Here is a 26,511-nt window from a genome sequence, read left to right on the forward strand (position 1 = left end):
TTCTGTTGTAGTGGCTTAATTCCACGGCTTACATTTAGCTCCATCACAAGTCAGTCCGACCATATCATTCACCAAACCGGTATAGATTAGAGAGTGAGTTTCGGGATTTGAAGCGATTACATGAGTTGATGGTGTGTAATTCATAAGTGAAATGGCATCGATAAAGTTCGTATCAATATTCAAAATGCCCGCATTATCAAATTGAATATTTACCTGTGAAGTTTTAGAGGTGTTTTGAAACGGAAAGCAGTTTTTTTCAGTTTTAAGTACTTGCTCACAATACTCTTTACCTGATTGAGAAACATAGGAAACTGAAAAACTGCTGGATAAGGTGTTAGGCCATAATTTTACAATCGGGTAAGGATGGGAGTCTTTTAGTACGCTGGCCTGTGCAGCTAAAGGCAGTGTAGACGACATCACACATAGCGATAAAATGACGAATTTATGAATGAGTTGATTCATATTAATCACCTTTAAGAAAATTAAGCTTATAACTTGCGGTTTTCTGATTAAAACAAACGTATTGCCATACTTTTCAAAAGTCACTTCCAAGGTCTACATTGATCACCATCACAGGTTAAGCCAACCATATCTTGTACAGGTCCGTCATAAATTTTGTTGTTGTTGGCTGAATTAAAGATGGCTGCACTAATGGATTTTGTGTATTGAGTTAAATGAAAAGAGCGCATACGTTGCATCGGTAGACCGTGCAGGATCCCATCACTAAAACTGATATTGATATAAACCGTGGAAGAAGTGTTTTGAAACGGAAAGCAGTTTTTAGTCACATTTTGCTCTTGAATACAATAATCAGCCCCAGTTTTAGGCATACTTGCTATTGAGAAGTTGTTACTTAATCTACGCGTGGTGTGTTTTGCTCTTGGAGTCGAGGGACTGACAGCACTGTTAACGTTGATTGGCGCAGGGGCGGCAATAATTGGAACAATTGCTAATAGGGAAATACTAAGCCTTTGATATAGAGTTTTTGATTTCATCATCAACCTCCAAAAGCAAAAAAGCTGAGCTATGGCTACAGAGTGACTTAAGGTTAATAGTGAGATAACCAGTCTAAAGATAAGCATTACTAAAGGAAGATATAAAGACTTTTTTATAATAAAACCTATGTTTTTATTATAAGTTTCAGCCAGTAAACCTTTTTAAACGCTCAGATTTACTGACTGATGAAACGCTTGTTAAGCGTTATTTGAACTCTTGGGGTGCTGGGGTAATCCCACAGAAAACAGCAGTGCGAATACCAATAAGGCCGATGATGCGATAAGGCAAGCTGTTAACCCATACATTTGATATACCAAGCCAGAAAATACCGTACCTAATAACCGACCTGCCGCATTGGCCATATAGTAAAAGCCGACATCCATTGATACGCCTTCACTCGATGCATAACTCACGATAAGGTAACTGTGTAATGATGAGTTGATGGCGAAAATACCACCAAACACTAACAAGCCTGTGATTAATACCAGAGTAGGATCAATATCATAAATTAACGCTGTAGCGATTAATGCAGGGAGAAAAATCAGCGGCAGTAACCATATTATGGCTTGTTGCCCCGTTGGAACTTTACCCGATTTTTTACCCGTAAAGTTAGGCGCGTAAGCTTGAACAACGCCATAACCAATGACCCAAGCTGCCATAAAGCTACCCACTTCCCAGCTGCTCCAATTTAATTGGGTAGCAAAGTACACCGGAAGAGCGACCACAAACCACACATCACGGGAGGCAAATAAGCATAAACGAGCGGCGGAAAGTACATTGATCTCACGGCTTTTAGAGAACATTTGGCTAAATTTAGGCTTGGCTTTCGCTTTCCCCAAATCTTGCTTAAGCAGATACAAACTCAGCAACCAAACAACAGCTAAGGCGGCCGCCATAAACGCCAGCGAACCCTGATACCCCATAGCTGTGAGTAGCAAGCCACCTAAGAAAAACCCTACACCTTTTAGAGCATTTTTGGAGCCTGTAAGCACCGCAACCCAATGATACAATTTGCCTTGAGCATCTTTAGGGATCAAAGTCTTAATGGCGCTTTTTGCACTCATTTTATTAAGATCTTTGGCAATGCCAGAAAGTGCTTGGGCTGCCATCACCCAAGGTACACCAGCAACAATAGCGGGTAGCACATTGCTTGGTACAAGCAGCATCAGCAGTGCAGCGATTTGCAGTCCCAAGCCAATGTTCATGGTGTTATTAAGGCCAATACGCGCCCCCAAATAACCACCCACTAGATTGGTTACCACACCGAAGAACTCATAAAACAAGAACAACATGGCGATTTCGAGTGGTGAATAGCCAAGCTGGTGGAAATGTAGCACCACCAACATTCGTAAGGCACCGTCGGTTAAGGTAAATGCCCAATAGTTGCCTGTTATTACAAGGTATTGTTTTATGGCATCGGGTAGGGCTTTAAGTTGAGAAATCATGGCCTAAGTGTCCATTTATATATTTCAGCTTGGGATTTAAAAAGGGAGCCATGATGCGAACGTCAACAGAAGCGCACATCCATGTGCTGACGACCGTGACGTCCTGTCACGGACGGTTGCCTTATCGCACCATGACTCCCACTTAAGTCGTTGAACTAAAACTACGCTTATTTATCCATTTCACCAACAAGGCGTACTAACTCTGCGGTACGATTCGCATAACCCCATTCATTGTCATACCACACATATAACTTAAGCTGTGTACCGTTGATCACCATAGTGGATAACGCATCAACAATGGCTGAGCGAGGATCGGTTTTGTAATCAATTGACACTAATGGTTTGGTTTCAACACCCAGTACGCCAGCAAGTTCATTATTAGCAGCACCAGTCAGTAATTGATTCACTTCTTCTGGTGTCACTTCACGCTTCATCTCAAATACACAGTCGGTAATAGAAGCATTGGCTAATGGCACACGTACAGCGTGACCGTTTAACTTGCCTTTCAGCTCAGGAAAAATATGCGTAATAGCAGTAGCACTACCTGTGGTGGTTGGGATCAAACTCATGCCACACGCACGGGCACGACGTAAATCTTTGTGCGGCGCATCTAAAATGGTTTGAGTATTGGTAATGTCATGGATTGTGGTCATTGAGCCATGAGCAATACCGATTTTTTCATGCAGCACTTTTACCACAGGCGCTAAGCAATTGGTGGTACAAGAAGCAGCAGTAACAATACGATGCTCATCGGCATCATATAAGTGGTGATTCACCCCCATTACAATGTTTAACACGCCTTCTTGCTTAACAGGGGCGGTGACCACCACTCGCTTCACGCCTTGATCTAAATAAGCTTGCAGTTTGGCTTTATCGCGCATCACACCCGAAGCTTCAATTACGACATCACAACCAGACCAATCGGTTTCAGTAATGGTTTGGTTACTGGTGAATTTGATACTGTGATCGTTAATTAAGATCTTACCTTGATCTTCGCTGACCTGATGATCCCAGCGGCCATGTACGGAATCAAATTCTAGCAAATGAGCAAAAGTAGCCGCATCACCTTGTGGATCATTGATTTGGACAAATTCGATGTTGTCCCAGTCCCACGCTGCGCGCAGTGCTAAGCGTCCCATACGGCCAAAGCCGTTAATTCCTACTTTAATTGTCATGGTTAAATTCTCTAAGTTAGTTACAGCATTGACGTTGACGTGATGGGCGATCGCCCATTGCATCGAGCCTTGTCAAAGCTTCAGTTAATCTAGAAGTATTCGGTTCTATCAGATCGCTAATCATGGTTCTGAACCAAGAAGGTAGCGCAGGATTGAGTCGATAAAACACCCATTGACCATCGCGGCGATCTAACAGTAATTGTTGTTTTTTGAGTAAAGCGAGATGACGTGAGACTTTAGGCTGGCTTTCATCTAGCGCTTCCATTAGCTCACAGACACACAGCTCTTGTTGATGTTCGATAAGTAAAATCGTATTTAGGCGTGTGTGGTCGGCAAGTGCCTTGAAGAGTGGCAATGGATCCATATCTGATCCTCGTAAATTTAATATGCGAAAAATAATATATATGAATATTCATATATTCAAGTGGTATTTTAATAATAATTCTAAAAGATGATCTGTTTCAGAAAGATTATACTTACCACAAAAATAGTGATTCTTGATGACAAAATAAATTCTTGCTCAGCTTAGATAGCACTAACCTTGTTGAATCAGTAAAATAGCTCAAAAAAATTCCAGTCCCTACAGTTAAGGAAACCCTGCAATGAGTCTTGCTGATTCTGTTCTTGCGGTGAATGATGATTTACCTATTCGCACTGATAAACCTGTTCATAGTGGTAAAGTCCGCAGCGTGTATTGGTTGACGGATGAAGATAGTCGCCGCTTGATCAAGCAAAAAAACTATCCCGTTGCCGAAGAAACTCCGTTGGCGATCATGGTGATAAGCGATCGCATCTCCGCTTTTGATTGTATTTTTCATGGTGAGGGTGGACTTAAAGGAATTCCAGGTAAAGGGGCGGCGCTTAATGCGATTTCAAACCATTGGTTCAAATGTTTTGCCGAGCAAGGGCTGGCTGATAGCCATATTTTAGATGTGCCACATCCATTAGTGTGGATTGTGCAAAAAGCACGACCAGTAAAAGTCGAAGCTATTTGTCGCCAATACATCACAGGCTCTATGTGGCGTGCTTATGAAAAAGGCGAGCGTGAGTTTTGTGGGATCACCTTGCCTGAGGGCTTACAAAAAGATCAAAAACTGCCAGAGGTTTTGATCACGCCATCCACCAAAGGGATCTTAAAAGGCATTCCGGGTGTCCCTGAGCAAGACGATGTGAATGTTTCTCGCAAGAATATCGAAGATAGCGTTGAAGCTTTTGGTTTTGAATCGGATAAGGATATTGATCTTTATGAAAAACTATTGAAAGATGGTTTTGCGGTGATCAGCAAGCAGCTTGAAAAGATCGATCAAACTTTTGTGGATACCAAATTCGAGTTTGGCTATGTGACCGATGATAAAGGTCAGTCGAAACTGATTTATATGGACGAAGTTGGTACGCCTGATTCGTCACGGATTTGGGATACTAAGGAATACCAGCTAGGTCGTGTTGTTGAAAACTCAAAAGAAAGCTTCCGCCAAATGCTGCTTAACCATTTCCCCGAACCTGATATTTTGCTTAACAAAGATCGTATGGGCGAACGCGAGGCATTGGCCCGTGATAACGCCTTGCCATTAGATGCAATGATGAAAGTATCAAAAACCTATACGCAGCTGGCTGAAAAGATTATTGGCAAGCCACTTCAAGTTTCGAGAAATCCAAAAGCGGAAATTATTGAAGTGTTGAAGCGGGATTATCAACTAGTTAACTAAAAAGCTGTTGCCAAAAACTCAGTATAGTGGGGTTTAATACCGATTTGGTGTATACCCCTCTCGGTTTCGGTGTTTGCTTCATTTTTGTAAGGGAGTTTTCGCGAATTTCTTGTTCAATTCCTCTCCCTTGAGGCAAAGTGAGTGGCATAAGGCGCTCATCATCTGCACCATAAGAGGGTATTCGGTCTTTGTTCGGAAAATCACAAGTTAATTTTACTCTTTGATCATCGGGTGTTCGAAGAAATACCACGTCGGCCGTTCCCATTGTTGTGTGTTGTACCGTCATTGCCATCGCATAATGCCCTGTAAACGTGGCATCACCATGCATCGCGCCCCTTTTCACAATGATTGAATAGCCAAAAGGTACGCTTACGCCAATGAGTTGTAGGGTTTGGTTAGACGCTATGCCCACTCGTCTTCCTAAAGTGATAAACCCACTGCTGCTCGGGGTAAGTGGAGTCATGATTTGGGTAAAGTCATGGGTTTCTAAAAATAAGCCGTTGCCATGTTTGATTTGGTAATCCGCATAACCCTCTCCAAAACAATAGCTCACGGCATCCATGGTATCTTCACGCTCTCTGGCTATGGTGAAGGGGGTGTTATTGATGACAAGTATTGCGCCAAAGGCCGATATATCTACTTGAGTGGCGTCCACATGAGGAATTTCAATTACACTATTAGGCAAGGTTAATACGCCTAAATCGGCGGTTAAGGATGCGGCTGATTGTCGGTCTAATATTTTATCACTGAGAAATTGAACGATTGCTGGAGCGGTGCATTTTCCACTATTCCATGACCATTCAGTTTGATTGAATTCGAGTATGTCACAAGCTTGGAGTGGCCTTAAATCTGAAAGGTTTTTGAGGTCGTCTTGAGATTCGTATCTGCTTTCAGAAAAGATAGGAAAACCGTTATTAATTTCTATGCTGTAGGCTTTAAGATGAATGTCTATCAAACTTCCAAAATAATGATTCGGCCCCACCATGACTTGGCTTAGTGTAAGATCGCTGGCTTTTCCTCGATATACGGCAATATTCGTCATTCGATAATGGGCGCGGGTACTGTTGATGAGTAGACCACTTTTGCCATAGCTTGGCGTGGTTTTCCAACCGTCCGCCAATTGCACAACAAAGTTACCTAGGTGGCCTTTTAGATGTAAAAAACGCATCATTTGATCGCTGGTTTCGACTCTCAGCGTTTGTTTGGATACTTCTCGTTGATTGAGTTCTCGCTGGTTACCTGAAGCACCATGAGTACCAGTGTGATCCAGCTGTAAAGGAGAATAAGTCCCAGAAGTGGCTGTAGCCATTTTCCGACCTTTGAAGCTAAAGAGGTCATGTTGGTCAGACTAGCAAATTGGGCTATTTTCCACAGTGAAATAAAGTTAATCCATAGGCTCAGGCCACCTTAATCTAACTATGAGCTTTCTATGAGCGTCTTTTGTTAACTCCACACTCATCACTTGTTCATGCTCGTCTAGCTGTTTAGATAAAAATGTACTGAGCGTATCACCGTATTCCTCTCGTCCAAATTGGATTTCAATGATGTCAGGTTTTCCTTTGTTTAATGGATCCTTTGCCACCCACCAGTTGAAAATGCCGAGTGCTGTGCGGCTGGGGATTTGCAGTTCTTCTCTGTCGGTGAAAATAGTAAAACTACTAAAACTCAATCGCAGAGTCTTTTGGTTTGGTTCATAACTTTGTAATGCTGGATATCGTTGGTAGATTTTTTTATGTACTGCGAGATCAATCGCCCATATTGCGTCTTCTAGTCGATCGGCATTGGTGTAGACAGAGACGGCTAAGTTGAAAAATTTACTATTGGGGTTTTTATTATTAATGATCGTATCTTTTGTTATCGCGGCGAGGTCGGGGCAGACAGGTAGAGTATATTGCAAGGCTTTGAGCCCGGTCATGCAATCTTCGTGATCTCCATTTCTGGTTAGATGAGCAATCACACCAATTAAGCGAAAATGAAAGTCCTCTGGGGCTTTTTCTGTAGCTTTACTTAACGCTGTAGCCCAATGTCGTTCTACTTTAAGTGTCAATCTTCCTTTTGTATTTTTTCGAAAGGATTCGCCAATTTCTTCAATGGCCTCAGGGTAGTAAAACGCCGCTTCTCCGATAAGCGCAATGTAATTCGATTTGATAATTTCAGAATAGGAAAAATGTTTGACTATCCCTGCACTATTTATGACAAGTGCCGTTACTAGCTGGGTATGTAAGGCAAATTGCTGTTCTTGTTGGCAAGGTTTGAGTTTTAGGTAGATTTGTCTGAGACAATTGATGGATTCTGCAAAGCCGTCAATTAAAGCCGAACAGGTTTGCTCTGTTTTTGCGGCTTCAGGTAGATTGACCCAGACATCCATGAGTTTCTGAATAAACCTAGGATCGTGCTTCATTTTCGCTTGGCATGCTTTTACTACCTCTAAAAACAATACAATGACTCTACTATGGATTTGTTCTTCTGGAGTGTTGTTGAGCGCATCCGCAATTTCAGTGGCAAAATTTTTTGTTAAATCATGGCCTTTTGATAGCCCAACTATCATTAACTTGTAGTGTAAAGCGGTCGTTAAACAGTCTGGGGATTCACACTGCTCAAAAATCTTCTGTGCAACTGGGATCCAATGAGGATCACGCCAGCTGGCTTCTACATAAATTTGCAAAGCTTTAGCGCAAAATGGATTATCAAATTTAAGATTTGGGAGCATAGCCAGCTCGGCAGAAAGAGCCATGGCGACTCTAGGAAAGGGGGATTTTGACATTACCGATGTGGACTTTGCTAATACATCTTTATCTTTCTTCCAACCGCGAGAATAACCAAGGCTTTCTTCTTCTATGCCATTAAAGTAAGGGAAAGCCAGATTGGCGAGAGGCACATTTGGAATAATAATGGCAAATCTGTCAGATTCTAAAATATCAGCAGTTAGCTGACTTGCAAATACATAAGGAAGGGAATGTTCAATAGCTTGATGAAGTAAGTTTAAACAGGTTTTACCTATAGGTGTATGATAATTATCAATATGAAGTTCGGCTTCTTGCTTAAAAAGCGTGTCTTTTTTTTCTTGTTCTTTTTGCTCCTTGGTTTTTTTAGGACTGAGTGGCCTTTCCTTGATTGGATGATTTATTCCAAATTGATGCTCCTTAACTTTGGAGCAGGGAGAACTTTGATGAAATACGCGAAGGCGTTGATGAGGTCTGTATACTCTTTTTACTTCGGCCAGTTGTTGTAGTGAGTAATGTATGCCATTGCTGTTCAGCTTAGTTGTTATCGGTTTATCATCTTGTTGTCTTTGAATATAACCTACTACCCTTTCTACCCGCTCTGCAACGTTACTCATGTATTTGATGTTTAAATAAATAATATTGAATTTTAATGTAAATCTTTGTTTTGTATATTAATTAATGTTTGTTGTGCAGCAATTGTTCAGCTTAGGTCCGTTGAGTGGTGATTGTGGTAATTAGGAATAAGTATCTGCAAACTTTGTTACAGAATGACTTATAACCTTAGGCAAGATATTGAATTTATAAGGTTATTCAATTACGGTATGGTGCGAAAAAATTTCAAGGAGTGACAATGAACGTTTCAGGAAAATTTGATGTATCTCTTAAGCCTGTCGATACTCACGCCACAGGTATCAATGGCAATAACCTTGCTCGAATGACTTTAGATAAAACGTTTCACGGTGAGCTTTCTGCTGAAAGCAAAGGAGAAATGCTCAGTGCGATGACTTCAGTCCAAGGCTCAGCGGGTTATGTGGCCATTGAACAAGTCGTGGGGTCATTGCAAGGCAAGAAAGGCACGTTTGTACTTCAGCATTTTGGTACCATGAATGGTGGTAAAGATCGTTTAATTTTAGAGGTGGTTCCAAGCTCTGGTACTGGTGAATTAGTGGGGCTTTCAGGTCAAATGAGCATTCGTATTGATAATGGTCAACATTTTTACGAGTTTGAATATAGCTTATAGCGGTTTCCTTTATTCGGAATTAAAGTTGAGAATATAGACGGTTTAAATTGAAACTGTCTTGGTTATTTGTTCTCTGATCCATTGGTGGGCAATATCATTGTTAAAGTATTGATTCCACATAAGCACGAATACGCCTGGCTCCATATGAATAGGAATATCAATTAAGGTAACGTCGTAGCTTTTTATCATGTCCTGAATTTGATGATATGGGGCATAAAGCAACAAATCGGTTCGCTCACATAAGCGAAAGGCACCATGAAAGTCAGGCATTTCAATGACTGTATCTCGATTAATACCCTGTTGGATCAATATTTCATCATAAAGCCAATGACGGTTACCACCGCCTGTTACTTGAATGTGTTTTAGAGCTAGGAAGTCCTCCATGCTTCGTTTGCGTTTCAAAATTGGGTGATGATTTCTCACAATACAAGTGGGGTAGTCATAACAAAGCTCTGCATATTCAAGTTCGCTGGGTAAGGTACTGATGTGGTTTTGTGAACGTTTATCTTGTTCTAAACAACGCACAGCAAAATCGATTTCACAATTGAGTAGGCGTTTCATGGTTTGCTCATTCCACGTTTGAATATCCAGTTTGATCTCTGGTGCAGAAGACAGAAGTGGAGGCATAAATTCAGGTAAAATTGCGGTATAGGCGATTTCCATCATGTCAAACCGAAATCGGCGTGAACAAGTCTCAGGAGAAAAGTCTTCGACTTCCGTAAGCTGGCTAATGTCTTGCAAAATCGATTTTAACTGAACGGCTAACGTAAGTGCCTTAGGTGTGGGTTTAAGTGACTTTCCGCTGCGGATGAGCAAAGGATCAGCAAACATATCACGTAGTCGAGCTAAGTGCTTACTTACGGCTGATTGACTTACATGGAGACGTTTAGCGGTTTGAGTCACGCTTTGTTCTTCCAGTAAAATATCCAGTACTTTCAATAAGTTTAAATCGAAGGCTTGATTCATAACATTCTTATCAGGAATAGTTACCATTACTATAAATCATTTTGAGTCATCAATGGAGGTCGTTATACTTCCAGCCGAGTTTTATATGAGGCGACAAGAAGTGAAGCAGTTTCGTTTGATAGCAGTTCTAATTCCATTGGTGATGTTCAGTCCTTTGGCCATCGATATTTTTCTACCCGCAATGCCAACGATGGCAGGTGTCTTTAAAGCTGATACCGTTCATGTTCAGTGGTCAATTACGGTATTTATATTTAGCTTAGGGTTGGGACAGTTGATTTTAGGGCCTATTTCCGATCGCATAGGGCGTCGACCTGTGGTGCTGTTCGGAATTGCTCTGTATATGTTGAGTGCATTTGTCGTGAGTCAGGTGAATACGCTGCCACTTCATCTTATGGTTCGTTTTTTTCAAGGTTTAGCCACTTGTGCCATTGTGGTTGGTGTCTTTGCTAGTGTGACCGATAGATTTAATGCGGTTGAAAGTAGCAAAGTGTACAGTTATTTAAATGGTGTGCTTTTCTGTGTGCCTGCCTTAGCGCCGATATTAGGCTATTACTTAATGTCGACTTATGGTTGGCAAAGTACTTTTATTTTCCTCGGAATGTTTGCTTTGGTGATTGGTTTTGTGGCTTATAAAGGGTTTCACGAATCCAATTTAACACTTCAGCCTAAAAAACCTATTTTTGCAGTATCAAATTATAAACCAGTACTTTTGACTCCCAGTTTTATTTATTACTCAACGATTGTCATGCTCTCTATGGCTTCAATCACCGCCTTTGTGAGCACGGCTCCTAACGTGTTTGCTGAGCGTTATCATCTGCCTCCAGAAACGTTCACATTTTGGTTTAGTATTAATGCGATAGCCATTATTGCGGTAAGTTTTGTGATGCCAAAATTGTTAGATAAATACTCAATCAATGGCATCATTAAGGTTGGAATGGCAATGGTTGTTGTATCTGGTTTTCTCTTGCTAGGGTTGAGTCACAATGACGATGTAATTTATTACATGTTACCAGTAATATTATGTTCAGCAGGTTTTGCTCTAGCAACAGGAACCTGTGTGGGTAAAGCACTCGCGCCTTTTAAAGCTAATGCTGGCGTTGCGACGGCATTGTTAGGTGTGATCCAAATGAGCGTATCGGCTTTATTAGTAACCTTATTACAAGCACTATCACTTTCAGCTGTTGAACAGATGATGGTTTATTCGTTTGCTGTTCTTCCACTGCTGATGTTAAAGCTGTTTTCACCAAAATTTAGAGCAAGCATCGGGTATTCTTAATTACTATAAGACCCAGATAGCCAGCCACAGGGGATTTGAAAAAGACTTACCCTTGTGGCTTTTCTATATCAAAACCCGTTAACCCCATAAAGTTGTATACCCCAGGTTTGCCTACAGCGTCTTTGGTTAACTGATAAGTATACTGGCCTAAATAACTAAGCTTGCCATCATCACTGTCAATGGCAAATCCACTTAGAGAATATGAGCGAAATGCACCAAGGTTATAGATGTACTTGTTATCAGGAGTCACATATAAGTCTTTACTGTCGCCCGTCGGTGCATAATCCCCTCTATTGACTACGGGATCGCTATCAATGAATTTGCCAAACGTACTATCAATGTGAACAGTCTCAATACTATTGCGATTAAAGCTAGAAACGTAGAGCGTCATTCCATCTGGGCTGAGTACTGACCAGCCATCCCCTTGGGGAGTATTAGGACCATCATTCAGCGCTATATTAGAGTTAACTTTCAGTTGGTAAGCATTTTGATATAGAGAGACAGCTTCATGATCTTGCTTTGACGTTGCTAAGTTAGAAACGGGAAAGTAGACAACATTTCCAAAATGTTTAGAAAAGTTGATACTTGAAATGCCGGATATACCACTGAGCTTCCAACTGCCATTTGGCCAGTCTGATAATCCCCCAGTTAACTTATTAAACCCTTTAAGAATAATATTACTTGGATGTTCAAGTTGGAGGTCGGAGCTTTGTGGATCAGGAATAATCTGGGCAATCCCATTGGTAGAAACGGCAATGGTTTGTCTCAGATAGTCCAAACTGATAGACGTTGGGCCACCATTATCACGATTAAAGGTTAGCAGAGGCTCAGGCTGTTTCGTTAAGGCACCCGTCTTAGTATTAAACTTAAATACAGAAATATTACGCTGTCTATCGCTCGGATCAGGAGCTGTGAGATCTTGAGAAAAATAATCTTTATTTGGATACATCTGAGGGTTTTCATCATCCCCGACAATCACTGGATTGCTTTCTTGGTTAGCGACTAAAACCCAGCGTTCATCATCATTGGCCAAACTTTCTGCCGATGCAATACTGACAGGACGCAAACCGCCAGATGGCACTTCAGATATTAAAGACAAGTTTCCATCAGATTTGTTTAATTGAAACACCGAAATGGTACTGTTGCCTGCATTAACCACAAGCAAGTAGTTACCTATTATTTTTATCGCCCCTTGTGAATTAAAGTTGCCATAGGTTTTACCGGATGAGTTTGGATTAGCTGCACCTTTTCCAGCCGTTGAAAAAACGCTTTCGTTTCCAACTGAGCCATCGCTGTAGCGAGTTAATCGAATCACTTTATTGTCCGATGAATCATTTGTACTGGTGTATATAAATCCCACCGGGGTCGGAGTGTCGAGAGAGTCATGATGAACTGAAAGCGAATGAACAATACGGCCTTCGCAAAACGCGGCACTTGAAAATAGTAAGCAGATAATGGAGCCGATGAATTTAGCTTTGCCGAGAAAAAGTGATGTTTTTGCTGACATAAGGCAACTTGAGGATAGAGTGGTAACTATTTTCATCCTAGTGAGGTTAAGCATTTCAGCAAGATGAATTTAGAATATGTTATTTTGGAACTCACTTAGACCATAAATGATGGCTGTATAAGCATCACCAGTATATTCGCAGGCCAAGAAAGCAATGCATTGGTTTAAGTAGAAGCAGATAGTAAAAGAAGCGTTATAAATAAAGACTTAAAGAAGAGGTAGGCTATCGTCATAGCCTACCAAATAGCTTTAGATTGCAAAGCGCATTGAAAACTGTGCGTAAACAGAATTGGCATCGTCTTTGTTTTCTTGGTCAATGATAAATTGCCCTACTTCAAAACCTACACTTAATGATTTGGTTATATCTGAAAACAGGTTTACACCCCATTGGCTGCGCTTGATATCCGTAATGTCAGTTTCAATCTGCCCGAAGATCACATTACTTCTTAGTGTATCAGTCCAAAAGTGGCGGTAAGCGACTAATAAAGAAGTCACTTCTTCAACTTCTTCACCAATCATATCTTTTGTAGCGCCAGCACCAATGTAACGTCCTAGTTCACCATAGTGATACTGAAATTTAAAATCATCTTTACCCCAAGTGTTAATTTTACCTGCGATAGAGCCACCGTAAGCATGATTTTTGATACCAGAAACAGACACCAATTCTCGGCCTAAAGCTGAAAGTGAAATATTACCCCAATCACCTTTGATATTATAACGAGCAATTAAGTCAGGCAGACTTTCTTGCGAAGTATCGCCGCCCCAAGTTTCTGGGTTTTCAAGGGCAATTTGAAAGCCATTTTTGCTATAGCGCAATAGACCTTGACGAATGAATGCCAAACCTACTGTCGCGCCCGCAAAGTCAGCCGTTTCAGGAATGGCGCTGGTGTTCATAAATGTGGTCCATGTTTGACCAACAGTGAATCCTTTGTAGGCAATAAAAGCATGACGAATACGAGGATGAGATGAGTTAGAAACGATCTGGTTGCCGCCACCGCCCAAAAAGTCCATTTCAATAAAACCAGTGACATCGCCATTAATATATTTCGTATTGAATCGTGTTTCATTGGCAAAGATTTTGAATTGATTTTTATCAGTATCTTCAATTTTTGCGTTACCAGTCCAAAAATCTTTGTAAGCTACATCACCGCTTACTAGGCGGCTATCAACTTTGATGTAGCCACCAAAGCTAATACTACTTTTCTTGTCAATATCAATTTTGTAAGCCGCTTGAGCAGAATAAGAGGTCATCATTGCAGCTGCAATAACGGTGCGAGTAATTATTGATTTCATGGAATATCTCTAAATTTTTATTTTAAATAGCTCTGAATTGATTAGAAAATAGCTTATTAAAAAAATGTTATTTTTTTGGGAGGGGGATTTTATATTTTCGAATTAATATTATGCAAATAAAATCTGGCTTTAAAGTTTTATTGATATTAAATAAATAGTTAATGTTTACCGTACGTTTAATCTATTAATTAAATGTGTTTTTTATGTTTGTTTTTATGGTGTATTTATATTTATTTAGAGTTTATATGTTGAATGGATATTGTTCGACTGATAGTCTGCGCCTCCTTTCTGATGTACCTGTTTTAATTAATAAAAATAAATTGAGTAAATAATAACTATTATGGTCGAAAAAAATTTGGGGTTTAAAAAAGCATTAACTCTTTCAATGCTCATTTTAATTTCTGTCATTTTGTTAATCGCAGATTGGTTGTTTTATCAGGATATTCGCGACAAAACGATCAACGAGGTTAATCATGCGTCAAAGTTAATATTAAAGTCTGAAGCGAATAAAATTGAAACCTGGTTTTCAAGTCAAGTTGTGGCTCTCAACGGTCTTGCCGCTTCATATTCAACCCGCTTGTCAGATACTCAGTTACTTGCATTAGCAAAAAACGTTAAAGCTGCAACCAATGTCGATAACGTCGTCATTAACCGTAATGATGGTTTGACCGTTTCATCTGACAATGTCACGCCTTCTGAAATGGATTGGGTTTCATTAGCTAAGCAGACATCTGGAATAGGTATTTCTTCTTTATCCAATACGCAAGCAAGAGATAAGAATACAATCACCTTATATAAGGCTGTGAATAATGGTGCTATTGCTGTAAATGCCAGTGCACAAATCTTAAACCGAGCGGTAAAGGAAATTAACTATACAGGTGCAGTAACCGTCGTTACCGATGAAAACGGGTTAGTATTAGCTTCTACTTCACAAGTCGCAGGAAAAGGACGATACCTAAAAGAGTTTGGGCTAGGTAATGTCGTTAATAAGATGGTGGTTAATGATGAAACATTGCAAAATTATGTACTCAAAGGGATTGATAAATTAGCTTTTACAAAAGCGATCCCATTGGTAAATGGAAAGAAGTGGTATTTGTTTATTGGGGTTAATAAGTCGATTGCTTATCAATCGATTAATGAGTTAAGAACCAAGTATTTACTTTTCGCTTTAGGGCTCTTAATTGCTGCTTGTTTACTTATTGTCATTGTTTTAAATCAGTTATTCAAACCTATATATCGCCTTAAAACTATGGTCGTCGATCTTTCAAAAGGCAATGGTGATTTAACCCAGCGTTTAGAGGTTCGTTCACAGGATGATTTGGGGCAAATTAGTATTGGTATTAATCAGTTTATTGAACAACTTCAAGAGATGATGTTAGAGGTTCTTAATACGTCTAAGCATATTGGTGAAAGTATCGAAAGGTTGAAGTTAGAGTCGGACGCGAATAGAAAAATTTTAATCTCTCACAGTAAAGAAACAGAACAAGTGGTTGCTGCTATTGAAGAAATGAGCTCGACGGCGAGTGATGTTGCCCAAAATGGATCGCAAACCGCCATTTTTACAAAAGATACCAGTCATCAAGTCGTTGACTCTAAAGAGCAGGTTGTTCATGCCACGACTACAGTTGCTAAATTGGTTGAGTCAGTCGAAATGACGGCTGAAAATATTACCGAAATTGATAGGGATACCACTGATATTACCAATGTATTGAAAGTCATCGGTGATATTGCGGATCAAACTAATTTATTAGCCTTGAACGCCGCGATTGAAGCGGCGCGTGCAGGGGAACAAGGAAGAGGTTTTGCTGTCGTTGCTGATGAAGTTCGAGCGCTAGCCGCGAGAACACAAACCAGTACCGCAGAAATTGAGCAGACGATTTCTAAGTTACGACAAGGTTCTAGTGCGGCTATCAATGCCATGAATGAAACCAAAGTAACGTGCGAGCAAACGGCGTTAGCAACGGATAAAGTCGCTGTAGATTTAGATGAGATTGTTAACTCAGTGACACAAATTAATGACTTAAACACGCAAATAGCCACAGCAGCGACTCAGCAGAGTTCTGTTGCTGATGAAATAAGCTGCAATATGTCGGCGATTTGTCAAATGGCTAATGAGTTATCTTCAAGTAGTGAGGCAAATGTGAAGCAAACAGAAAGTCTGTCAAAAGCGAATCAAGGACTCATTGACATTGTGAACAAGTTTAAGCTCACGAATTAAAGTTGTTAACACTAGGGTTAGAATTACATTATCCAAATTCTGACTCTATTTTTCTCTCTAGCGCTGAATTCAAGCTGACCAACTCCTTTATTTTCGTTGTCTATACCGTAACGAATTACTAGCCTGTACTACTAAATTCCTTTTTAAAAAGTACTATGGCTAGTGATAGAAAGGTTGATATACAAAGTCATCGCTTAAGTGATGATGAATACCAACAAAATTTTTCAGATGTAAAACCAGCGCTGACGGCTTATCAGGCACATATTGAATCAAATCGATGTCTTTATTGTGAGGACGCGCCCTGCATTTCTGCCTGTCCAACCCGTATCAATATTCCCTCGTTCATTCAAAAAATTGCAGATAACAATACTACAGGGGCAGCTAAAACCATTCTTGAAGCCAATATTCTAGGAGGCAGTTGTGCCAGAGTTTGCCCTACCGAAATCTTGTGTGAAGGAGTATGTGTTCGCAATAAAGAACCTGAATATGCACCAATAAAAATTGGGCGTTTACAGCGTTATGCGTTAGATAATTTTAACCCCGATGTGCATCCATTTCAGCGACTTCCCAGTAGCGGGAAAAAAGTAGCGATTGTTGGGGCCGGACCAGCCGGAATGGCTTGTGCTCACCATTTAGCTCGGCAAGGGCATAGCGTGGTGATGTTTGATAAAAAGCCGAAAGCGGGAGGGTTGAATGAATACGGTATTGCCCATTACAAAATGCAAGATGATTTCGCTCAAAAAGAGCTGGAGTTCATTCTTGAACTTGGTGGGATTGAACTTAAACCCGATGTCGCACTCGGTCAATCTCTACATTTAGATACACTTCGGCAAGAATACGATGCGGTATTTCTCGCATTAGGATTGAACAAGTGTAAAAAGCTGGGCTTAGAACAAGAAGTACAGCATGGGCTGGAAAATAGCCTTGAGTATATTACTGACATTCGGCAAGCCCAAGATTTAGCTCATATACCTGTTGGAAATAAAGTCGTAGTAATCGGGGCTGGGAATACAGCAGTAGATATTGCCTGCCAAACCAAACGGTTAGGTGCAGGGCAGGTGACTTTAGTGTATCGCCGTGGGGTCGCTAATATGTCGGCCACTGATAAAGAGTTAGAGTTCGCTCGACAAAATGATGTGGCGATTATTACATGGGCAAGACCGGTTGCACTGGTAACAAATAAAAAGCATCAGCTTACCGCAATACAATTCGAGCGTACTCAACTTGATGACGCTGGGCAACTCCGGTCTACACAAGAGCATTTTGAGTTAGCCGCTGATTCAGTTTTTAAAGCCATAGGCCAAGAGTTTGATAGTCAGTGTTTTTCTGGTAGCGAAGCGCCTGATTTTAGCAATAACCGCATTAAAGTAGACACAGATTATAAAACCTCACTGAGTAATGTGTGGGCGGGTGGAGACTGTATTCATCACGATGGAGAAGATCTCACTGTGCAATCGGTTGAGCATGGAAAGCAAGCTGCAAACTCCATTCATCATTATTTAGAGCAATAATCTCATGGCTGATCTTAGTAATAACTTTATTGGTATCAAGTCGCCAAATCCATTTTGGTTGGCCTCTGCACCTCCTACAGATAAAGCGTATAACGTTTATCGAGCATTCGAAGCGGGTTGGGGAGGCGTGGTTTGGAAAACTCTAGGTGAAGATCCAGAGATAGTGAATGTCAGCTCTCGCTATTCGGCGCATAAGCTGCAATCTGGTGCCATTTTAGGGATCAATAATATTGAGTTAGTCAGTGACAGACCACTGCAAGTCAATCTTGATGAAATCAAACAAACTAAGAAAGATTGGCCTGATAGAGCTGTGATTGTGTCGCTGATGGTGCCATGTGAAGAAAAAAATTGGCAACAGATGTTACAGCGTGTGGCTGAAACGAATTGTGATGGTATTGAGTTAAACTTTGGGTGCCCACATGGTATGCCTGAGCGCGGTATGGGCGCAGCAGTCGGACAAGTCCCTGATTACGTAGAAATGGTCACTGCTTGGTGTAAAAAGCATACTCAGCTGCCTGTTATTGTTAAGCTTACACCCAATATTACCAATATCTTATTATCTGCAAATGCGGCGCTTAAAGGTGGGGCCGATGCAGTGTCATTGATTAATACCATCAATTCCATCACCCAAATAGACTTAGATACCATGGCTGGCGCACCTGCTGTTGGCGGTAAATATACCAGTGGGGGGTACTGTGGCAGTGCAGTAAAACCCATTGCACTCAACATGGTGGGGCAGATTGCCCGAAACTCTGAAACCTCACACTTGCCTATGTCGGGTATTGGAGGTGTCACTACATGGAAAGATGCGGCTGAATTTATCGCATTAGGAGCTGGAAATGTTCAGGTCTGCACGGCTGCCATGCTTTATGGTTTTAAAATCATCAATGAATTATGTGATGGTCTATCCAATTGGATGGACAGCAAAGGTTATAAAAATACTGAAGCCTTTCGTGGTTTAGCCGTACCTAACTTAACCGATTGGAAATACCTAGATTTAAATTACAAAATTGTGGCAAATATCGATCAGAATGCCTGTATTGAATGTGGTCGCTGTTATTCCGCTTGTGAAGATACCGCTCATCAAGCGATCTCAATGGTGACAACAGAAACGGGTTCTCGTAAATTTGAAATCATTGAACCTGAGTGTGTAGGTTGCAATTTATGTCAAATCACTTGCCCTGTAACTAACTGCATTACCATGGAAAAGCGAGAAGCGGGTAAGCCTTATATGAATTGGACACAGCATCCGAATAACCCTTTTAAAGGCTAGGGTCAATTCTATAAAAAGAGTCTGTTTGCTTGTGTGCTTTTATCTGTGATGTACTGAAAATTTAAGGTGTCGTTATGAAGATTCTTTTACTATTAGCCGCATTAAGTGCCCCTGCTTTAGCCGACAAACCTGTTAAAATTTTTGGAGATTGGTTGGTTTTTCAAAAAGGTACAGAAATCGTCACAACTTCAAAGCCTTTAAATCACAGTAAGAGAAGTTTTGCCATTGGCATAAATAATGGCACTCGATTTGTTTCTTACACTTATCTCTTCAGAGAAAATTGCCAAAACGACGGAGAACATCGATATATCAATGTACGAGGTTATAACTCACATACATCCGCAACCGCAGGCTTTTTATTCTATTGCAGTAAGACCAAGCAATGGGAATTAACTGGATCTTCCTATGTATCCACCTTACTTAAATTTCTAAATCAAGGGTTTCCACTGGTGGATATTAATTACCCTGACTCGGAAAAAACCACGAATACATACAGTCTGTATGGTTTAGCGGATGCGCTTAATTACATGTTTAATAAGCAAAATAATTTTAACCAGCAAAGAGTGTTATAGAGTACCTGATATCGTAGTCTCATGATGTAGGTTCCTCCATTATAGTAATGCCAGTGATTATACCTCTGCGCCTTTTTTATCTCGAACTATGAGTATTATTTTTTTTGCTTTTTGATCTGTTGCTTTGTTTGCTTTAGTTTTATCAACTTGGTGAATTTCTTGCCTCTCTAATTGAGTCTGTGACGTTTCAATTACTGAATGCTTGTGTAGAAAGTCAACTAAATCGCTGCTTGTATGGCTTGTTACATAAAACTTTACGTTTACTTTTACTAGTCGATTTTCCATAGTAGGAATATGGTCATTTACAAATTTGACTAATGCTCTGCTAGTACGACCTTGTTCAGACAAAGGGGAAATTATCTTTCCAACGGTAGCAGAAAAACCAGTGCGCCTAGCAGAAACCGCTACACCAATATAAAAAGTGACGTGATAATCTCTTTCGAAGTAATAGGCTTTAACTCTAAAGGTTTCTTCAAAATCTGTTTTCGTCGAAGCAATGGCAAGTGTCCATAAAATTTTTTCAAACGTTTGCTGAGACATAGACAAATATTCGTTATGACTGATCATTGTAGTTACTCCTTCGCTTTGCTCAAATCAGAAAAATGCATTTATGCTTTTTTCCTTTGGATGTAGCTCTACAAGCTATGTCTAACGGGGATTTTATCATCAACCATTCTGCTTAATTGATGATTTTAAAAAAAAGCAAACACCAAAGTTATTTTGTTCAGCTTTGGTCAAGGTAACTCTTACTGAGTCTAAATGTAATGGTTGTAATTTATGTCAAATCACTTGCCCTTTACCTAACTGCATTACTATTAAAAAACGGGTTAAGTGATGTTGTAGATTAATAAATATTCACTTGAGGGCTTAAGGCCAACCTATTAAGTTAAAACGAATTTTTAAATTCGTAAGAGTAGCAGCATCATGACTGCTGAATTATCATCTGCCGCTTTAGGTGCGTATTTAACTGAACTTCAACCTGTTTCTCGGCCAGGAAGGAAGCCACTAACACAGACTGATAGAGCGTTTAGATACAAGGATGGCAATAAAAAGCTGTACGTTGAAGCAAAAAATATCAATAACCACCAACTCAGTATATGGCATAGTGAGACGAAAACAGGCTGCCGTTGTTTGGTGCCAACAACCAAGGTTCGTTTTGGTCAATGTGATTACAGCGTCGATTTTGATCGTGATAACCTATCCTGTTTATTCTATTTCAGAATCATAACTTCAGAGACTTTCCCTGTTCAAGAAGCGGCAAAAGTGATTGCTAACATGACACCTGAAAATGCTACTCAAGCCATGAATAGAATGAGCGAAAAAAGAAAATCGCAAGTGATTCATCAGCTATTGCTTCAATATAGCCATACATCCTCTACGCTCACCATTCCTTTTAAGCAGTTAATTAACTTATTAGATTCTAACCCGAACGCCAGCTTTCATGCATGTAAAGAGCTTAATCTACAACAGGTTATGTTTTTTGTAAGTAGCTCCCCTGACGCTCAAGCCGCTTTTTTAAATCACTTTGATGTCACTCGGCTGTTTGAATTAACAAGAGAATGTGGTGATACCAAAAAGAAAGAAATCCTTTTGGATGGTGCAATAAGAAACACCAAAAAACGATTAAATCAAGCGGGTGAGGAACGCGAAGCAAGACAATCCATAATGAATAACTTAGTTGTTTTTATGGGAGAGTTAAGTCAATCAGAGTCTTGCTATTTTATCTGTGGACTTACTAACTCACAGGGTGGAAGTCACAACGTTGACGACATGTTAACTAGCGAAATGTTATTGGGTATCTATCGTCACTCTCTCTCTCGTGTATGGCCATGTATTTCAAGGGCTTCGTTTCAGCAAGTTTTTTTGCATGCCTCTCCGCAGGTACGAGTTGAATTTTTCTGTTCATTATCGTCTGATCAACAACAATCTTTGGCAAAATCGGCACCCAAAAACCTTCAAAGTAAAATGCTTAAAGCTTTGATGATTTCAATATTATGTAGAGCAGAGCCAGAAGAGAAGAAGGAGCCCGACAATACAGTCAGAGCGGATTTGATTGAAATTATGCAGTCGATTATCGCTAAAACAGAACGTGGCTGTCTGCTGGATGCCTTGTCGGGATGTAATGCAGAAGAAATTGCGTTAATTTCTGATTCTTCTGAGATGATAAAACTCATTTCTGTTGCCTTATATGCTCAACGTCCATCCAAGGCTTACTATCAGCTATATGTTTCGTCTAGAACTGCACCTTTATTTGAAGCGATGTTGGTGCAGAGCACTGAGTCAGAAAAAGTACATATTGCGCAAGATACGATGATAGAAATAACCAGTACCGTCTCTGCACAACAGTTTTTGGCATTGATCGAAGCCGCACATGTTGTACATACATTGTCAAAAGTACAACCATCTACACTAGCTAACTTTATGACGAAGCTACATAAAGTCGAGCAAAATCGAATTATTAAGCTATTAGATACACATTCATTGATGCAAATGCTGGCTCAGTATCATCTCATTACCAAATCTTCAGGGTATCTCTGTTTTATTGAAATGGAGCTGTTATCAGAAGCTCAAAGACGTACCGTACATGACTGCTGTGTTTCTGCTGAGCCAAGTGAACCCTATGAGTGGTATTATCATGAACAATGGTTTGTCAGTGAGTTACCTAGGGTTTGTGAGCTCATTGATAATGGGGTGTTTCAGCATCAATTGTCTCAAATAGCATCTGTGATTTTACTGAAAACATTATTCATAGAGAGAAGATATGACAGCTTTTTAACGTATTTTTTGAGTCTGCCGACAGAACTAAAGTTGTTTTATTGTAGAGACTCAGATGTCGATGACAAAAGAATCATTCCATTAATGAATTGTGAAAGTCTCAAAAACCGTGAAAATTTAACAGCCTTTCTCGTATTCTTTGCTGACAATAAAACGTATTATTTTAAAGAGGCTATGGAAAAGTTACCAATGCCGCGAGTCCATGAATTAAAGCAACTGTTACCTAGAGATACTTTTTTCATTTACCTAGGAAGTAGTTGCGATAGGTTACAGGGGTATTTGGAATTTTGTCGTGAGCAATCAGGTCAAGATTTTACGCAGGTGCTGTCTGAGATAACTCCCAAAATGGTTGCAATGCTTTTAGGTGATAGGAGTGATCATACGTCTTTAGTTCTGCCATATTTTGAGCAATCATCCGTCGAATTACTTGGTGAAGTTATCAAGTTATCGTATTCGAGTGATTATCATCATATCTCTAAAGTTATCATACATTTACCTACCACAAAAATCACGAAGCTGTTAACTCACTTGTCGCCAGATATTCTACCCAACCTACTATATCGCTTCAGCGTCAGCTTTTTATTAAAAAACCCCAGTGTGATGAAGGAGTTATCTCAAATTCAAAAGCAAGCGGTTTTTCGTTCCATTACAGTTGATTGTGAGATAAAAAAAGCCATTTTGCTGGAGCAGCCAAGTGAAGATCGAATAGAGCTTCTTCAGTTGCATGAAGCTGCCAGTGAACAAAAGCTAACGGCATCCAAAGAAGAGAAATATTTATTGAGTACCGTAGCGTTGCTGCCTACATTATCGGTGAAGGATCAGGCAAAACAAGTTGATACGTGGTGCCAAATGGCCATCAGTGATAAATTTGGTAAAACCTATACTCATATGTTGGAGGATTTATTTACTAATACCAGCGGCAATCACTTGGTTCAAATATTCAGTTTTTGCCAACCAATGATGTTATTGCCATGTTTGAGAAGAAAACCTGAGTTGGTGACTCGGTTACGAGAGAATATCAATAAAGTGGTACTTGCCAAAAATGCTCATGCATTAAGACAAATAAAAGACGAAAGTGGCAGTTTGTCTGATTTGTTAAAATAAACAGCCCCTTATCTCCTTTATTCCGTTCAGTATTCTTTCAGTCAACTTTGATACAGTAAAAGTGATTATAGAAGGAGCCTTTATCTCAATACAGGCAAAATAGGAGGTATGTTATGGCTGTTTCTTTGGCATCTTCAGTAAGGCAAGTTGAAATTTTAAGCCCAATAGAAGAAGAACCGGCAGAACCTTCTTATGCGTCAAAATTAGCCGAGGAAACGGCGGATTTGAAGGAGTATGAAACAACAAATTTTGTTGGTAACCCCCAAGTTACCATGGAATTTATGCTGAAAAGTCATCAAAGTAAAGTGAGCGCTAGTGTCAGTAGTGTTCAAGAGTTTAAGAATGTATTCGGTACAAGAGAAGCATTGTTAAACAAGTTAACAAAAGCCAATGGGATAAATTTTTCAGCTTTACCCTTAGTTACTGAAAAACGTGTTTTACCATTGAGCTTAGACCAAGTGCTAGCCACTTGTTTTGTTGGTAATGAAACAAGTGGCTTGTTAACAAGTCCTGTTTCCACTGTTCCTAATTTTGCTTATCATTCTCATCAGTTGCTTTATTCTACAGGCTCCGCACAGTGCTTTCTGAATAACTTCAGGCTTCCCAATAATCTATCCATTGTTCAAGGTGCAGCAAAGGCAAATTGTCGCGTGGAAATGAGGGCTGAAACGGTAATGGTCGATGTTTTATTGCTCGCAATACGAAGAAATCGTCCTGTTATTTTTATTAACCCAAAACTCATGAGCAGAAGAAATTGCGTTATCCAATATCCTGATCTGCATTGCGATTTTATTGGTCTCATCGAGATTGTCGATTTAATTGAAATGGGGACAATAAAACAGCCATTTTTTGTGACTTGTGATGAAAACAATATCTACTTGTTTCAAACAAAACCTACAGCGATTTTTCAGCAAATAGAGATGATTGAACTATTGATGGAACAATTTATAGTCACAGCATTCAGTGACAGCTTCTGGCAAGACAGTTCAAGACTTGAAACTATTTTGTCTATTCAAGCAACACAAACAAATGAAAGCTGCTTGCGATTAATTCCTACGGTGCAAGGATTGGCAGTTAAAGAATTTACCGTTAATGGTAATGATTTTCTATTGGATCAGTCGAATTATGTTTGTTTTCTATTAGAAATCTCTGAGGCACTTATATGCCAATATCCGGAAAGACGAATGTCGAAGGAGCTCACCATGCATACCGTGCTCGCTGGGGTAGAGTCTGAGCATTACTTTTCCAATACCAGCAGTATATTAATCAAGGCAGGGTTTGAACCTTGGCTAGAAAGTGTCAGACTCTTGAAAGCCTATGCAGGAGGGGGGAACAATGAAGCGACAGATATGAAGGCACGCTTATGTTACAAAGAGGTCGTAGAGCAATTTGAAGCTCAATATGATGGAGAAGTAAAAAATGCGATGCTAATGAAACTTGCTGAAATTGACCATACTGAACGGATTGCACGCTTAGAAAAAAAAGATCAGTGCATTAAAAACTGGTTAGCAGAGCTGTCTGTTATCCCTGAGCTCCAAAGGGAAGAAGCTAGGGGGGATTCTGGTATCACTCAACTACCTAATGAAGTGATCGCATCGTTTAGGCGTGGTATGAGAGTTCTTGAAGACTTTGCGAAAGGTAATCTAGAAGCCAGATCGGAAAAAGTCATTGATACTTGTATTTATCAGTTAATCCAGTATTTTAAACCAGCTTCAGGGAGTGAAATCCAAGATTACGCTGGGCGGCGTCAGTATTTAGAGCCTATTCGCAGGCTTTTAAAAGAGCAATTAGTCACAATGGAACAGAGTGAAGTGGGCAATAGCCAGTTATGTGATGCGTTTGTTTCGGCTCTGGTCGATCAGGAAGTAGCTAATCCGATGAAAATAGATGCACCAGATGTTAGTCATCGATACAGGATGTTTTTGTGGTTAAAAGAAACAAAATACTGGGCTTCATTGACTAAAAAGCAGCAAGTGATGTTGCTTAATAATGGCTTCATTGTGTATGACATGCTACTTGGAAAAAAAGAACAACTGGAGGATAAATTTCAGAGAAAGAAGATGGATATAATAGCACGTGCTTATAGAGCAACAGATTGTACATTACCTGAAGAGCTTTATGGTGCATCAGACATAGATGATTTTATGTTGATTGTGCAAGATTTATATGAACTTTGCCATCACCGAACTTTGATCCCTACAAGTTGTAAAAGGTTTATAGAACGGTGTATCCCAGCGGTTAGATGTCAGCTATTGAGGCGTTGCTGGCCAGATCAAGAAAGCATGCACCAATCTTTCAATCGAGCATTCTCTGAACTTAAAACAAAAATGCTAGAAAAAGATACCACGCCTGCACCTTCAGAGGGTCGTGCTGTGGCATTAACACACTCAGAATTGCAAGTGGTACAAAGTGAGTTAAAAATGGCATTAATGAACGATGGAATGCAACTACAATATCAAAATCTATATGTTAAGTTAAAGGTGCCATTATTAGCCAATGCAGCGAAAGATAATACGAGTGCAAGACAAGCGATGATTTCTGCATTCTCACCTAACCAAAATCCTCTTCAGTTTGATATGGTTTGGGGGGGGTACTCTACTCGAGTAAAGTTGCATGGATAATATCTATTAAACCATATAAAAATTGGTAGATTTTCGAGAGCTACAAATGGATTGACTTAAAGAAAGGGTGCCGAATGGAAAACCATTCGGCATTAATAACTACAGCT

General features: G+C 40.0%; 20 protein-coding genes. 9 read left to right on the forward strand and 11 right to left on the reverse strand.

The annotated features are described in order from the left end of the window. Window positions 1-15: 15 nt before the first annotated feature. From E2H97_RS02085 to E2H97_RS02105, 5 genes are all read right to left on the reverse strand, one after another. A complete protein-coding gene (locus E2H97_RS02085; RefSeq protein ID WP_133405590.1) occupies window positions 16-462 on the reverse strand; it encodes a hypothetical protein in 447 nt (148 codons plus the stop codon). Between the two features lie 80 nt (window positions 463-542). Then, entirely contained in the window at window positions 543-998 is a 456-nt protein-coding gene (locus tag E2H97_RS02090; RefSeq protein WP_133405591.1) for a hypothetical protein, read from the reverse strand. Between the two features lie 195 nt (window positions 999-1,193). Beyond that, window positions 1,194-2,441, reverse strand: coding sequence for an organoarsenical effux MFS transporter ArsJ (gene arsJ / locus E2H97_RS02095; protein ID WP_133405592.1), 1,248 nt, complete (start codon window positions 2,439-2,441; stop codon window positions 1,194-1,196). A 167-nt stretch (window positions 2,442-2,608) separates the two neighbouring features. Next, window positions 2,609-3,616: an ArsJ-associated glyceraldehyde-3-phosphate dehydrogenase gene (locus E2H97_RS02100; protein ID WP_133405593.1), complete on the reverse strand. Its 1,008-nt coding sequence runs from the start codon at window positions 3,614-3,616 to the stop codon at window positions 2,609-2,611. A gap of 16 nt (window positions 3,617-3,632) precedes the next feature. After that, on the reverse strand, window positions 3,633-3,980 hold the full coding sequence (locus E2H97_RS02105) for a metalloregulator ArsR/SmtB family transcription factor (RefSeq protein ID WP_133405594.1): 348 nt from the start codon (window positions 3,978-3,980) through the stop codon (window positions 3,633-3,635). A 238-nt stretch (window positions 3,981-4,218) separates the two neighbouring features. Here E2H97_RS02105 and E2H97_RS02110 point away from each other — a divergent pair, with 238 nt between their 5' ends. Further along, entirely contained in the window at window positions 4,219-5,322 is a 1,104-nt protein-coding gene (locus E2H97_RS02110; protein WP_133405595.1) for a phosphoribosylaminoimidazolesuccinocarboxamide synthase, read from the forward strand. Here the strand turns inward: E2H97_RS02110 and E2H97_RS02115 are convergent. After that, entirely contained in the window at window positions 5,315-6,631 is a 1,317-nt protein-coding gene (locus tag E2H97_RS02115; protein WP_133405596.1) for a hypothetical protein, read from the reverse strand. The genes E2H97_RS02110 and E2H97_RS02115 overlap by 8 nt on opposite strands. Window positions 6,632-6,706: 75 nt before the next feature. Beyond that, window positions 6,707-8,662: a hypothetical protein gene (locus tag E2H97_RS02120; RefSeq protein WP_133405597.1), complete on the reverse strand. Its 1,956-nt coding sequence runs from the start codon at window positions 8,660-8,662 to the stop codon at window positions 6,707-6,709. A 236-nt stretch (window positions 8,663-8,898) separates the two neighbouring features. On the opposite strand from E2H97_RS02120, the gene E2H97_RS02125 reads away from it, so the two are divergent. Continuing rightward, window positions 8,899-9,288, forward strand: coding sequence for a DUF3224 domain-containing protein (locus E2H97_RS02125; protein WP_133405598.1), 390 nt, complete (start codon window positions 8,899-8,901; stop codon window positions 9,286-9,288). Window positions 9,289-9,330: 42 nt separating this feature from the next. On the opposite strand, the gene E2H97_RS02130 is transcribed toward E2H97_RS02125, so the two are convergent. Continuing rightward, window positions 9,331-10,254: a LysR family transcriptional regulator gene (locus E2H97_RS02130; protein WP_170308220.1), complete on the reverse strand. Its 924-nt coding sequence runs from the start codon at window positions 10,252-10,254 to the stop codon at window positions 9,331-9,333. A 100-nt stretch (window positions 10,255-10,354) separates the two neighbouring features. Between E2H97_RS02130 and E2H97_RS02135 the strand changes: the two genes are divergently transcribed. Next, on the forward strand, window positions 10,355-11,530 hold the full coding sequence (locus E2H97_RS02135) for a multidrug effflux MFS transporter (protein WP_170308221.1): 1,176 nt from the start codon (window positions 10,355-10,357) through the stop codon (window positions 11,528-11,530). A 46-nt stretch (window positions 11,531-11,576) separates the two neighbouring features. Here the strand turns inward: E2H97_RS02135 and E2H97_RS02140 are convergent, their stop codons facing one another. After that, the gene (locus E2H97_RS02140) at window positions 11,577-13,037 is read right to left on the reverse strand and encodes a beta-propeller fold lactonase family protein (RefSeq protein ID WP_170308222.1); all 1,461 of its coding nucleotides are present in this window, start codon (window positions 13,035-13,037) and stop codon (window positions 11,577-11,579) included. Window positions 13,038-13,286: 249 nt separating this feature from the next. Continuing rightward, complete coding sequence (locus E2H97_RS02145) at window positions 13,287-14,330, reverse strand: DcaP family trimeric outer membrane transporter (protein ID WP_133405602.1); 1,044 nt, start codon at window positions 14,328-14,330, stop codon at window positions 13,287-13,289. A gap of 340 nt (window positions 14,331-14,670) precedes the next feature. Here E2H97_RS02145 and E2H97_RS02150 point away from each other — a divergent pair, with 340 nt between their 5' ends. From E2H97_RS02150 to E2H97_RS02165, 4 genes are all read left to right on the forward strand, one after another. Further along, a complete protein-coding gene (locus E2H97_RS02150) occupies window positions 14,671-16,548 on the forward strand; it encodes a methyl-accepting chemotaxis protein (protein WP_133405603.1) in 1,878 nt (625 codons plus the stop codon). Between the two features lie 155 nt (window positions 16,549-16,703). Beyond that, the gene (locus E2H97_RS02155; protein ID WP_133405604.1) at window positions 16,704-18,059 is read left to right on the forward strand and encodes an NAD(P)-dependent oxidoreductase; all 1,356 of its coding nucleotides are present in this window, start codon (window positions 16,704-16,706) and stop codon (window positions 18,057-18,059) included. Window positions 18,060-18,063: 4 nt separating this feature from the next. Further along, the gene (preA, locus tag E2H97_RS02160; protein WP_133405605.1) at window positions 18,064-19,332 is read left to right on the forward strand and encodes an NAD-dependent dihydropyrimidine dehydrogenase subunit PreA; all 1,269 of its coding nucleotides are present in this window, start codon (window positions 18,064-18,066) and stop codon (window positions 19,330-19,332) included. 74 nt (window positions 19,333-19,406) lie between these two features. Next, window positions 19,407-19,904: a hypothetical protein gene (locus E2H97_RS02165; protein ID WP_133405606.1), complete on the forward strand. Its 498-nt coding sequence runs from the start codon at window positions 19,407-19,409 to the stop codon at window positions 19,902-19,904. A 57-nt stretch (window positions 19,905-19,961) separates the two neighbouring features. Here E2H97_RS02165 and E2H97_RS02170 read toward each other — a convergent pair whose 3' ends face one another. Further along, window positions 19,962-20,471, reverse strand: coding sequence for a hypothetical protein (locus E2H97_RS02170; RefSeq protein ID WP_133405607.1), 510 nt, complete (start codon window positions 20,469-20,471; stop codon window positions 19,962-19,964). A 357-nt stretch (window positions 20,472-20,828) separates the two neighbouring features. Between E2H97_RS02170 and E2H97_RS02175 the strand changes: the two genes are divergently transcribed. Together E2H97_RS02175 and E2H97_RS02180 are read left to right on the forward strand one after the other, a co-directional pair. Beyond that, window positions 20,829-23,783 (forward strand): hypothetical protein, encoded by a 2,955-nt coding sequence (locus E2H97_RS02175; RefSeq protein WP_133405608.1) that lies wholly within the window; start codon window positions 20,829-20,831, stop codon window positions 23,781-23,783. Between the two features lie 113 nt (window positions 23,784-23,896). Beyond that, on the forward strand, window positions 23,897-26,404 hold the full coding sequence (locus tag E2H97_RS02180) for a hypothetical protein (protein ID WP_133405609.1): 2,508 nt from the start codon (window positions 23,897-23,899) through the stop codon (window positions 26,402-26,404). Window positions 26,405-26,511 lie beyond the last annotated feature (107 nt).

Origin of the sequence: Parashewanella tropica (assembly GCF_004358445.1) — a bacterium.
Classification (GTDB): Bacteria; Pseudomonadota; Gammaproteobacteria; order Enterobacterales; family Shewanellaceae; genus Parashewanella; species Parashewanella tropica.